General features: G+C 66.1%; 7 protein-coding genes, 1 other RNA gene and 2 pseudogenes. 4 read left to right on the forward strand and 6 right to left on the reverse strand.

The window, feature by feature from the left end; genetic code table 11:
• Window positions 1–3 precede the first annotated feature (3 nt).
• The gene (gene sucB / locus MICSW_RS08005) at window positions 4–1752 is read left to right on the forward strand and encodes a 2-oxoglutarate dehydrogenase, E2 component, dihydrolipoamide succinyltransferase (protein ID WP_228178861.1); all 1749 of its coding nucleotides are present in this window, start codon (window positions 4–6) and stop codon (window positions 1750–1752) included.
• Window positions 1753–1787: 35 nt separating this feature from the next.
• On the opposite strand, the gene MICSW_RS08010 is transcribed toward sucB, so the two are convergent.
• Window positions 1788–3128, reverse strand: coding sequence for a hypothetical protein (locus MICSW_RS08010; RefSeq protein ID WP_464495072.1), 1341 nt, complete (start codon window positions 3126–3128; stop codon window positions 1788–1790).
• A 156-nt stretch (window positions 3129–3284) separates the two neighbouring features.
• Here MICSW_RS08010 and MICSW_RS08015 point away from each other — a divergent pair, with 156 nt between their 5' ends.
• Window positions 3285–3995, forward strand: coding sequence for a DUF4191 domain-containing protein (locus tag MICSW_RS08015; RefSeq protein WP_292726371.1), 711 nt, complete (start codon window positions 3285–3287; stop codon window positions 3993–3995).
• A gap of 46 nt (window positions 3996–4041) precedes the next feature.
• On the opposite strand, the gene MICSW_RS08020 is transcribed toward MICSW_RS08015, so the two are convergent.
• The gene (locus MICSW_RS08020) at window positions 4042–4437 is read right to left on the reverse strand and encodes an RDD family protein (RefSeq protein ID WP_228178864.1); all 396 of its coding nucleotides are present in this window, start codon (window positions 4435–4437) and stop codon (window positions 4042–4044) included.
• Window positions 4438–4578: 141 nt separating this feature from the next.
• On the opposite strand from MICSW_RS08020, the gene glnA (MICSW_RS08025) reads away from it, so the two are divergent.
• Window positions 4579–6003 carry a type I glutamate--ammonia ligase gene (gene glnA / locus MICSW_RS08025; RefSeq protein WP_228178865.1) on the forward strand — a complete coding sequence of 475 codons (1425 nt, stop codon included), beginning with the start codon at window positions 4579–4581 and terminating at the stop codon, window positions 6001–6003.
• A gap of 76 nt (window positions 6004–6079) precedes the next feature.
• Here glnA (MICSW_RS08025) and MICSW_RS08030 read toward each other — a convergent pair.
• From MICSW_RS08030 to MICSW_RS08040, 3 genes and pseudogenes are all read right to left on the reverse strand, one after another.
• A pseudogene (locus MICSW_RS08030) lies at window positions 6080–9072 on the reverse strand (bifunctional [glutamine synthetase] adenylyltransferase/[glutamine synthetase]-adenylyl-L-tyrosine phosphorylase).
• 17 nt (window positions 9073–9089) lie between these two features.
• Window positions 9090–10427, reverse strand: coding sequence for a type I glutamate--ammonia ligase (gene glnA / locus MICSW_RS08035; protein ID WP_228178876.1), 1338 nt, complete (start codon window positions 10425–10427; stop codon window positions 9090–9092).
• Between the two features lie 22 nt (window positions 10428–10449).
• The gene (locus MICSW_RS08040) at window positions 10450–10662 is read right to left on the reverse strand and encodes an SPOR domain-containing protein (protein ID WP_464495079.1); all 213 of its coding nucleotides are present in this window, start codon (window positions 10660–10662) and stop codon (window positions 10450–10452) included.
• Between the two features lie 72 nt (window positions 10663–10734).
• On the opposite strand from MICSW_RS08040, the pseudogene ppgK reads away from it, so the two are divergent.
• Window positions 10735–11531: pseudogene (gene ppgK / locus MICSW_RS08045) on the forward strand (polyphosphate--glucose phosphotransferase).
• 39 nt (window positions 11532–11570) lie between these two features.
• On the opposite strand, the gene rnpB reads toward ppgK, so the two are convergent.
• An RNA gene (gene rnpB, locus MICSW_RS08050) (RNase P RNA component class A) lies at window positions 11571–11928 on the reverse strand.
• Between the last annotated feature and the right edge of the window lie 6 nt (window positions 11929–11934).

The raw sequence follows: 11934 nt of genomic DNA on the forward strand, positions 1-11934 counted from the left end.
CTCATGAGCACTTCCGTGGTCCTCCCCGCACTCGGCGAGAGTGTTACGGAGGGAACGGTGACCCGCTGGCTCAAGAAGGTGGGAGACACAGTTCAGGCCGATGAAGGGCTTCTCGAGATCTCGACCGACAAGGTCGACACCGAGATCCCCTCCCCCGTTTCGGGCGTGATCGAGGAGATCCTCGTTGACGAGGACGAGACCGTCGAGGTTGGTGCAGTCCTCGCCAAGATCGGTGATGGCTCGTCAGCACCGTCGTCGGAGTCTCCCGCCGAGGAGGCCCCCCAGGATGAGGCGCCCCAGGAGGCCGAGCCGGAGCCGCAGCCCGAGCCGGCCCCAGAGCCTGCGCCCGCGCCTGCCCCCGAGGCACAGACTGCCGCGTCCGGTGGGGGCAAGGACGTCGTCCTCCCCGAACTCGGCGAAAGCGTGACGGAAGGCACAGTGACCCGCTGGCTGAAGGCCGTCGGTGACACGGTCGAGGTCGATGAGCCACTACTGGAGATCTCCACCGACAAGGTCGACACCGAGATCCCGTCCCCTGTCGCGGGGACGCTGCAGGAGATCCTGGTGCAGGAAGACGAGACAGTCTCGGTCGGCGCGACGCTCGCCCGCATCGGGGACGGCGCCCCGCAGCAGTCAGCTCCTGAGCCCGCGCCCGCCGAAGAGCCGAAGCCGGAGTCTGAGCCCGAGCAGAGTGCCCCGGAACCCGAGAAGCCTGCTGCCGAGCCGGAGAAGCCGGCAGCTGAGCCAGAGAAGTCGGCAGAGCCGAGCCAGACCGCGCAGACCCCCGCGACCTCGTCCGAGGTGACCGAGGCAGCTGCAACCGAGTCCGGCTCTGAGGCTGACGGCGACAGCAAGACCTATGTGACCCCGCTCGTACGCAAGCTGGCGCAGGAGAAGGGCGTCGACCTCTCGAACGTCAAGGGAACAGGCGTTGGAGGGCGGATCCGCAAGGAGGACGTCCTGGCAGCTGCCGAGTCGGCGGCAACTCCCGCAGCCGCGAGCGAGGCGCCCAAGCGTTCTGAACGCGAGGTTTCGGAGCTGCGCGGGACCACGCAGCCGATGTCGCGTCTGCGCAAGGTCCTCTCCGAGCGCGCTGTCGCGTCGATGCAGTCGACAGCTCAGCTGACCACGGTCGTCGAGGTCGACATCACCAAGGTCGCGGCGTTCCGGGATGCGGTGAAGGGCGACTTCCAGAAGAAGACTGGCGACAAGTTGTCGTTCCTCCCCTTCTTCGCGCTGGCAGCCGCTGAGGCCCTGCAGGCGTACCCCGTGATCAATGCCACGGTCGACGAGGGCTCGATCGTGTACCCGGCAAGCGAGAACCTCTCGATCGCCGTCGACACCGAGCGGGGCCTGCTCACGCCGGTACTGCGGGATGCTGCGACGAAGAACCTGGCTCAGATCGCGCACGAGATCGCTGACCTCGCGGCGCGCACGCGCGAGAACAAGCTCAAGCCCGATGAGCTGGCAGGCGGCACGTTCACGCTCACCAACACCGGCTCCCGAGGCGCGCTCTTCGACACGCCGGTCGTCTTCCTGCCGCAGTCAGCGATCCTCGGCACCGGCACCGTCGTCAAGCGCCCCGGTGTCGTGCAGGTTGATGGCAAGGATGCGATCTCGGTCCGCTCGTACGTTTACCTGGCACTGTCATATGACCACCGGATCATCGACGGTGCGGATGCTGCACGCTTCCTCGGCGCCGTGAAGGCCCGCCTCGAAGAGGCAGACTTCGCCGGCGACCTCGGTATCTGACGGATCGGCGTCGAGCCCGGAGGAACGTATCACCGCTACGACGATGGCTGCTGTGCGAGGTCGAGAACCTCGCGCAGCAGCCATCGGTCGTCGTGCCGCGCAATCACAACGAGCTGGGGCGGGTAACCGTCTGCCTCGGCGCGGATGACCGCGACGTCCCCGTATTCGTCAACCACGTGCAGGGTTCTAAGCGGGGCGGGGGCTGTGGCAGCTCCGGTCGCGGGCGTCACATCCGCACGTTCGGCGATCGTCTGCACGCACGCGGCATCACCGGCGCACGTCGTCACGGCATCGAGGATCGCGCCCGCCGCACGGGGCAGATCCGGCTGGTCGTCCTGAACACGGGATTCAGACGAGGCATCCACTCCGGCATCCGGTGGGATAGCGGCTTCACCGGTCGGCGCGCCCTCCTCTGGCGCGCTCCGCGCATCGGGAGCCAGGACCGTGAAAGCGATAGCCAGGACCGCGCCGACGGCCGCGGCGGCGATCAGGAGTCGGCCACGCCGGACGGGGCGCTCCGATGTCGGCCGACGCCGGAATGACCGCATGGCGCCGCGCGCCGAGGCAGCGACGTCGGCAAGGGTCTCCTGCCACCGGCCATCGCCACCGCGCACAAGCCGATCGAATGCACCGGGCTCATCCGGCGCTGCACCCCCGTCCCCCGCCCGCGGCGGCGGTTCGACAGATGCGGGGCTCGGCGTCAGCCGTACGGCGGCCGGGGCCTCGGAAGACGGGCGAAGGGGCCCTGGCTCCACCCACTCGAACACCGCGCGCTCACAAGCGTCGATGCCGCCCGCCCGAACGTCATCGGTCCGCAAGAGCGCCACGATGGCATCCCGCACGGAACCTCCCCGGGCATCATCGAGCGGTAGTCGATTCAGGATGCGGCATGCGCTCTCGCGAGCGGGCTCAGCACCGGGCGAGAGCGCGAAGACCGGCCTGGCCGAGCCCGACAGCCACCATCCTCCGCCGAGGTCGTTCCGGGCTTCAGCGCGCAGCTCGTTCGCTCCGCGCAGAAGGCTGATCATGATGGTGGCGCATTCGGGTTCCGTGACAGGCGACCTCAGACTGTCGCGAACCGCGAGGTACGTCTCGAGGGGCTCGCGGCACGCTTCGACGAGCGCGCCCGCTGCTGCGTCAGAGCGCGAGGTGCCCATGTGGACGACATCCAGCGCTCGGAGCACGTGCGTGTCATCCTGAGGCGTCCAGAAGAGCTCGCCACCGGGCACCTGTTCTGGATCGATCAGAAGGTGCACTCCCGCCGGGCTGCGTACCAGCGTTCCCGCGTACGGCGACTCTCTCGTCGTGACACGGCGGAGCGGGGTGAAGGCGATCAAGAACGGATCATCCGCCCACCCGGGCATTGCATCACTCATGCCCCCAGCCTGAGCGGAAGCGGCGGCGCCCCAGCCAAGGCCCATCCGGTGCGGGGACTGACGAGCCCAAGCATGGCCTGGGGAGGAGAGCGCTCGGGGATCGGCTGCCGTACGCAGCAACGCATACGGCACGCCCCGCCCGGGTACGCTGGAGGGATGGCAGCACGCGCGTCCTCACCGGAGAAAAGGCCCGGCTTCTTCTCGCAGCTTCGTACCCTGTATACGTTCACGCAGCAGACCTACCGCGGTCTTCCCTGGATGCTCGTCGGTGTCGTGCTCGCAGGCGCCGCCCTCGGCGTCGGAGTCGGGTTCCTCATCCCGCCGGTCGCGGTCTGGAGCATCATCCTCTGGGGTGTCACCGGGCTTCTCTTCGGCGTGCTGATGGGCCTGACCCTGACGACGCGACTGTCGACACGCGCGATGTACAAGCGCATCGACGGCGTCCCCGGGGCCACCGGCCACGTGATCTCCACCTCACTCGGCCGTTCGTGGCAGGCTAACGAGAACCCCGTGGGCGTCAACCCCAAGACGCAGGAAGCGGTTTATCGCGTCATTGGTCGCGGCGGCGTCGTCATCATTGGCGAGGGTTCACGCGGACGACTGACTCGGCTGGTCAACGACGAGCGTCAGAAGGTTCAGCGTGTGGCATCCGGTGTACCGCTGACAGTGATCTACGTCGGGCACGGTGATGACGATGTGCCGATCTCGCAGCTCGCAACCCGGATCAAGAAGCTCCCCAAGAAGATCGACCGCGCAACGATGGCCGCCGTCATCAAGCGAGTTGACTCGGTTTCACAGTCGCTCACGTCGCTTCCGATTCCGAAGGGCATCGACCCGACCAAGGTCAGGGCACCGCGTCCGCGCTGATCCCTGACAGCCCGCGGAGCGTCGATCCCACGGACGTGCCCCCGCCTCAGCGGCTGCGAAGCAGAACCGTGCCGGCAGCCTTGTCGTGCAGCCCTCGCTGATCGGCATCCCAGATCACTGCCGGGATCACAACGATCAACAGCAGCGTGCGAATCACCGGTCGCCACAGGCCGACCCAGCCCCCGTCTACGCGCTGGAGCGTCAACCCGAAGATCCGGTGACCGGGGCTGCCCTGCAGCGTCGGCAGGAAGGCGATCTGAATGAGCGCGAAGATTCCCAGAATGGCGAGCGGGTCCCATCCGAAGAACCCGGAAATCAGGTACGCCGCGCCGTAGTCGATGCACAGTGCACCGACTCGGCGACCGAGTCGACCCATCGATCCGGGCCCAGACTCCGGAAGTCCGAGCCGTTTGCCGGGGTAGTCCTGGGCAACTGAGGTCACCGAACGAGCCTACCTGGGCGAGTCGATTCGACAGGCTCGTAACATGCCCGAAACAATAGGGACACGGCAGGGCAATCCCTGCCGACTACCGTTTTGGGAAACCCGACACGGGTATCACCACGCCCTACCTCTGGAGTCTTCATGTTCAAAGATTCATCTGAGGTGCTGAAGTTCATCAAGGACGAGGACGTCAAGTTCCTCGACATCCGTTTCACGGATCTCCCCGGTGTGCAGCAGCACTTCAACATTCCGGCATCCACCGTCGACGAGGACTTCTTCACCGTCGGCCAGCTGTTCGATGGATCCTCGATCCGCGGATTCGCGAACATCCACGAGTCGGACATGCAGCTCATTCCGGATGTCACCACGGCGTACCTCGACCCGTTCCGCGACGCCAAGACGCTGATCATGGTCTTCGACATCTACAACCCGCGCACCGGCGAGATCTACCACAAGGACCCGCGCCAGGTCGCGAAGAAGGCAGAGAAGTTCCTCGCCTCAACCGGCATCGCGGACACCGCGTACTTTGCACCGGAGGCTGAGTTCTACATCTTCGACGACGTGCGCTACGAGGTGAAGCAGAACTCTAGCTTCTACTCCGTGGACTCCTCCGAGGGTGCCTGGAACACGGGCCGCGAAGAAGAGGGCGGCAACCTCGGAAACAAGACCCCGTACAAGGGCGGCTACTTCCCCGTCTCCCCCGTCGACAAGACCGCTGACCTGCGTGACGACATCTCGCTGCGGCTGATCGAGTCGGGCCTTGAGCTTGAGCGCGCCCACCACGAGGTCGGTACCGGTGGCCAGCAGGAAATCAACTACAAGTTCGACACGATGGTTCACGCCGCCGACGACATCTTGAAGTTCAAGTACATCGTCAAGAACGTGGCTGAGCAGTGGGGCAAGGTTGCGACCTTCATGCCCAAGCCGCTGTTCGGCGACAACGGCTCGGGTATGCACACCCATCAGTCGCTGTGGCTCGAGGGCAAGCCCCTCTTCTACGACGAGGCCGGCTACGCACAGCTCTCCGACACCGCTCGGTGGTACATCGGTGGCCTGCTCGCCCACGCTCCGGCTGTTCTCGCATTCACCAACCCGACGCTCAACTCCTACAAGCGTCTGGTCAAGGGCTACGAGGCTCCGGTCAACCTGGTGTACTCGGCCGGTAACCGTTCGGCAGCTGTGCGCATCCCGATCACCGGATCCAACCCGAAGGCCAAGCGCCTCGAGTTCCGCGCCCCCGACTCCTCGGGTAACCCGTACCTCGCGTTCGCTGCGCAGTTGATGGCCGGCATCGACGGCATCATCAACCGCATCGAGCCGCACGAGCCCGTCGACAAGGACCTCTACGAGCTGCCCCCCGAGGAGGCCAAGCTCATCCCCCAGGTGCCGAACTCGCTGCTGGACTCGCTCGACGCCCTGCGCGCCGACCACGAGTTCCTGCTCCGTGGCAACGTGTTCACGCCCGAGCTCATCGAGACCTGGATCGAGTACAAGTTCGAGAACGAGATCCAGCCGATCAACGCCCGTCCTCACCCGTTCGAGTACGAGCTGTACTTCGGCGTCTGATACCGATCACGAAGAAGGCCCGCATCCACTCGGATGCGGGCCTTCTCCCATTTCCACTGGGCATCGCACGTCGATTTCAGCCGTAGAAGTGCTTCTCGAAGACACGACGTGCGCGCCGCGTGACGCCGAGATAGTCCTCTTCCACCCGCGAAGCCGAGTGTGGCGGGTACTCGAGCAGGCGAGCGAGCCCGTCGAGTTTGCGCCGATCCGTCGGTAAAACGTCGCTCGTCTGCCCCGACAGCAGGGTGTTGGCCGACCGCAATCTGCTCGCGAGGATCCAGGCATGTCTCAGACGTTCGACCGCGCTGGCGGGCAACAACCCATGCGAAGCCAGCGCGTCGAGTGCTCGAAGGGTCGACGTGGTGCGCAATTCGGGAACGTCATGGGCGTGCTGCAGCTGGAGCAGCTGCACCAGCCACTCCACATCGCTGAGAGAACCGGGGCCCAACTTCAGATGTCTCGCAGGATCGACACCCTGCGGCAGACGTTCGTTCTCGACCCGTGCCTTGATGCGCTTGATCTCACGCAAACCGCTCTCGTCGGCAGACGCCGGATAGCGGACCGAGTCGGCGAGCTCCGTGAACGCGCCGATCAGCTTCACGCTTCCTGCGACACCCCGGGAGCGAAGCAGTGCCTGGGCCTCCCACGACAGCGACCACCTGCGGTAGTACGCCGCGTAGGCCTCCAGCGACCGGACGATCGGGCCAGTACGACCCTCAGGGCGTAGGTCAGCGTCCAGATCGAGCGGCAGCCGCAGATCCTCCGCGTGCTGCCGCAAGCCGGCGACGAGCGCGTTCGCCAGCTGGCTCGCACGCCCCTCCTCGACACCGTTGGCACGATAGACGTAGAGCACATCGGCATCGGACCCGAAGCCGAGTTCCGCGCCGCCGAACCTGCCCATCGCGATGACCGAGAAGTCGAGTGCATCATCTTCGGGCGGCACGACCTCTCGCCGCACCGCCCGCAGCGTGGCTTGGATCGTCACCTCGGTGATGGTCGTCAGCGCGTTGGCGATCTCGTCGATCGAGAGGATTCCGAGAACGCCGCCCATCGCAGTTCGGAGGACCTCCCGGCGGCGCAGAGCCCGCACGGCCCGCGCTGCGTCCTCGATGGAGCTGTGCCGGGTCTGGATGGCTCGGGCTTCCTCCTGGAGCGCCACACCAGAGCGGGGCCGAAGTTGCTCCTCCCCGTCCAGCCATGCCGCTGACTCGGGAATCCACTCGACGAGTTCCCCCACGTACCGCGAACCGGAAAGAACGCGGGTCAGTCGCTCAGCAGCCCCCGTCGAGTCGCGCAGCATTCGGAGGAACCACGGAGTGTCACCGAGACGCTCACTCAGGCGCCGGAAAGAGATCAGGCCGTAGTCCGGATCAACGCCGTCAGCGAACCAGCGGATCATCACGGGCATGAGATGACGCTGAATGGTCGCCTTGCGACTGAGACCGGTTGTCAGCGCACGAATGTGGCGGAGCGCACCCGGCGGATCGAGGAAGCCGATCGCCGCGAGGCGGTCGTGAGCCTGATCCTCGGACAGGGCGCGCTCCTCAGCGGGCAGTGCCGCCACGGCCGACAGCAGCGGCCGATAGAACAGCCGCACATGAATGTCGCGGACTTCGCGCTTGATCGCTTCCCACTGCGCGATGAGGTCAGCGCCGGTGTCAGCCAGGCCGGATGCGCGGGCCAATACGCGCAACTCGTCGGGATCAGTGGGCATCAGGTGCGTACGCGAGAGCCGACGCAACTGTAGACGGTGCTCCAGCAGCCGCAGCAGCCGGTAGTCACGCGCGAATGCCGCGGCATCCGTGCGCCCGATGTACCCCTCAGCGACCAATGCATCAATCGCTGCAAGCGTGCCGCGCTGCCGGATCGCCTCGTCGCTGAGGCCATGCACCAGCTGCAGCAACTGCACCGTGAATTCCACGTCTCGGATGCCGCCCGGACCCAACTTGATCTGCTGGGCGACCTCCTCGGAGGGGATGTGGTCGGTCACGCGCTCTCGCATCCGCTGCACGCTGTCGACGAAGTTCTCACGGGCGGCGCTCGCCCAGACCCGCGGTCGAACTGCCTCGATGTAGGCCTCCCCAGGGCTGGGTTTCCCGCGATCGGGCGAGCCTTCAGGAGAGCCTGGAACTCCCAGCTCTTCGCCCACCGCTCGTAGTAGGCCACGTGCGAATCGAGCGTGCGCACCAGAGCGCCCTGCTTACCCTCGGGTCGCAGGTTCGGGTCAACCTCCCACAGTGGCGGCTCGATCTCAACGCCGGAGATTCCACGCATCGTTTGCACGGCCAGGCGCGTGCCGATATCCACAGCGCGGCTCTCGGACACCAGGGACTCGTCATCCGTCCCCGCGACGAAAATCACGTCGACGTCGGAGACGTAGTTGAGTTCACGGGCACCGCACTTGCCCATGCCGATGATCGCCAGCTGGGTCGCATCGACCTGCTCGCGAGAGAACTGGCCGGCAGGTCCTCCCGTTGAAATACGGGTTCTGGCGATACACAGGGATGCTTCGAGCGCGGCGGCCGCCGCATCGGCCAGCGCCCTCGACACGGCGTCCAAGACGGCTTCCGGTGCGACATGCGAGAGATCGAAGAGCGCGATGCGCGCCAGTTGGGTCCGATACGCAATGCGCAAACGGACCCAGGCGGCTTCCGACCCGTCGTCGGCGAATCCTCCCTGGACGCCCACTGCGGTCAGAAGGACTTCGCGAAGCTCCGCCTCGCTCGGGAGCCTGTCGGCGCCACCCTCGAGCTGAATGATCTCATTCGGATGCCGGCCATAGAACTCGCCGAACCCGCGCGACGCGCCGAGCAGAAGCCACAGGTGCGACCACCGGCGCTCGTCGAAGGCGGCGACCCGCAGTGCGTCGGCGTCGCGGCGCGCTACCCGGAGTAACGCCTGCAGTGCCGCGTCGGGATCTGCGGCGGCTGCAGCAGGGGCCGCCACGGATGCTCGGTCGATGCCGAGTGTCTCAGCCAGTTCCGCGAGCCCGGCGTCTGCCTGAGCAAGTTCGCTGAAGCCGACGCGCGCCAGGTCGGTGAGACCCGTGGTCCGTTCGGTGGATGCCATCGACGGTCCCGGGCGCGTCAGAGCATCTCGAGGTTGCTCTTCAGCTCGTACGGGGTGACCTGTGCACGATACTGCTGCCAGTCGCGGCGCTTGTTGAGCAGGACGTAGTTGAACACCTGCTCGCCGAGCGTCTCGGCCACGAGTTCGGAGTCCTCCATGTACTCCAACGCGTGGTCGAGGCTCTGCGGGAGCGGCGCGTAGCCCAGGGCTCGCCTCTCGGAGTCACTGAGCGACCAGACGTTGTCTTCCGCCTCTGCCGGCAGCTCGTACCCTTCTTCGATGCCCTTGAGGCCGGCGGCGAGCAGCAGCGCATAAGCCAGGTAGGGGTTGGCAGCGGAGTCCAGCGCTCGGTACTCGACCCGCGAGGACTGACCCTTGTTGGGCTTGTACATCGGGACGCGCACGAGGGCCGAGCGGTTGTTGTGACCCCAGCAGATGAAGCTGGGCGCCTCGTCGCCGCCCCACAGGCGCTTGTAGGAGTTGACGAACTGGTTCGTGACGGCGCTGATCTCGTTGGCATGGCGCAGGAGACCGGCGATGAACTGCCGCCCGACCTTCGACAGCTGGTATTGGGCGCCTTCCTCGTAGAAGGCGTTCACGTCCCCCTCGAACAGCGACATGTGCGTGTGCATGCCGCTTCCCGGCTGACCGCTGAGCGGCTTGGGCATGAAGGTCGCATAGACGCCCTGCTCGATGGCCACCTCTTTGATGACCGTGCGGAAGGTCATGATGTTGTCGGCGGTAGCCAGCGCGTCGGCGTAGCGCAGGTCGATCTCGTTCTGTCCCGGACCACCTTCGTGGTGGCTGTATTCGACCGAGATTCCCAGGTCTTCGAGCATCCTCACCGACCGGCGACGGAAGTCGTGAGCGGTGCCGCCGGGAACGTTGTCGAAGTACCCCGCGGAGTCGACTGGTTCCGGCCCCTCCGCGCCGTACGACGAGGACTTGAGGAGGTAGAACTCGATCTCGGGATGCGTGTAGAACGTGAATCCCGCGTCCGCGGCCTTTGCCAGGGTGCGCTTGAGCACATGACGCGGGTCGGCGACGGCGGGCTGGCCGTCGGGGGTCGTGATGTCGCAGAACATGCGCGCGGTCGGGTCGATCTCTCCGCGCCACGGCAGGATCTGGAACGTGGTCGGGTCGGGATGCGCGAGCAGGTCGGACTCGTAGGAGCGGGTAAGCCCTTCGATGGCCGAACCGTCAAAGCCCAGGCCCTCCGTGAACGCACCCTCAACCTCGGCCGGCGCAACTGCCACCGACTTGAGCGTCCCGATCACGTCGGTGAACCACAGGCGCACGAACTTGACGCCGCGCTCCTCGATCGTGCGAAGAACAAAGTCCCGCTGCTTGTCCATGGAGGTCCTCTCGGTACGAACGTCAGTGGGTGGCGCTGCCGCCGGAACCCCAGGAGTCCTCGCGTGCTTCGTCATCAGCCCACGCGCGCGAGCGCTCCTTCATGATCTCCGGCGCGCGAGCTGCCTCTTCTGCGGTCTCGAACGGACCGGCACGGTCGACAGCGGGCGACTCGAAGCCCTTCTCTACCTGACCGGTGGTCAGGTTGTACCAGTACTTCTCGGCGTCAGCTGACACGTCTGCTCCCTCGGTGGGTTCCGTTGACTCGATCCTACTGATCGGAGGCGCCGGGATGGGTAGGCTGATCGCATGGCATCTGACCTGACCCGAGCAGTGGGCATCGACATCGGCGGCACGGGAATCAAGGGGGTGTTGTCGACCTCGAAGCGGGTGAGCTCGTCACCGATCGCATCAAGGTCCCCACCCCGCCCGGAGCCGAGCCGCCCGCGGTGCTGGATGCCGTCAAGCAGGTTCTCGAAACGCTCGAGGTGGCGGACTCGGATATCCCCCTGGGCGTTGCGTTCCCCGCGATCGTGAAGAACGGCAAGACCCTGTCGGCGGCGAACGTTTCGGAAAAGTGGATCGGCTTCGAGGCTGAGAAGTTCTTCGAAGACGGGCTGGGCCGCGACATCCATTTCGCCAACGATGCCGATGTCGCCGGCGTTGCCGAGGTGCGCTACGGCGCGGCGAAGGGTGTTGAGGGACTCGTCTTGCTCACCACCCTCGGCACCGGCATCGGCTCGGCGATGATCTACAACGGCGTCCTGATTCCCAATTCAGAACTCGGCCACCTCGCTCGCCCTGGCAAGGACAAGGATGCCGAGTACTACGCGGCCTATTCCGCCATGGAGCGGGAAGAACTGTCCTGGGCAAAGTGGGCTAAGCGGCTGCAGTGGTACTACAGCCACCTCGAGTTCCTCTTCTCCCCCGACCTTTTCGTCGTGGGTGGCGGCGTTTCGAAGCACCCGGAGGAGTTCCTGCCGCTGCTGAAGCTCAACACCCCGATCGTGCCGGCGGTGCACCGCAACAACTCCGGGATCATCGGCGCAGCTGCACTCTCGCTCGGGGTGATGCCGCAGCTCGCGCAGGCCACCGCCGCGCAGTGAGAGGGCGGCCCTGTCGGGAGCTGTACGGCCCCGACAGGGCGAATGGGCCGGCCTGTACGCCGGGTTCTGTTCGGGAGCGCTGCTCCGTCGACGGTCATCTCTCTCGGCGACGCGTTGCCGCGCCGCTCTAGCGGCCTACCCGGGGACTCGGCGAGCCGCGTCATCATCCCCTGTCTGGCCTTGCTCCGGACGAGGTTTACCGTGCGGGTCGTGTCGCCACGACCCCGGTGGTCTCTTACACCACCCTTTCACCCTTACCGGGACGAGCCCGGCGGTCTGCTTTCTGTGGCACTGTCTCGCGGATTGCTCCGGGTGGGTGTTACCCACCGCCCTGCCCTGTGGAGCCCGGACGTTCCTCGGCGTGGCACCGCCACGACGCGACCGTCCGGCCGACCCATTCGCA

The sequence above is a fragment of the Microbacterium sp. SW12 genome, assembly GCF_055391095.1.

Excerpts from the sequence above, each read along its gene's own strand:
- sucB (WP_228178861.1), top strand. The coding sequence starts at position 4 with ATGAGCACTTCCGTGGTCCTCCCCGCACTCGGCGAGAGTGTTACGGAG.
- MICSW_RS08010 (WP_464495072.1), bottom strand. The coding sequence starts at position 3,128 with ATGAGTGATGCAATGCCCGGGTGGGCGGATGATCCGTTCTTGATCGCC.
- MICSW_RS08015 (WP_292726371.1), top strand. The coding sequence starts at position 3,285 with ATGGCAGCACGCGCGTCCTCACCGGAGAAAAGGCCCGGCTTCTTCTCG.
- glnA (WP_228178865.1), top strand. The coding sequence starts at position 4,579 with ATGTTCAAAGATTCATCTGAGGTGCTGAAGTTCATCAAGGACGAGGAC.
- glnA (WP_228178876.1), bottom strand. The coding sequence starts at position 10,427 with ATGGACAAGCAGCGGGACTTTGTTCTTCGCACGATCGAGGAGCGCGGC.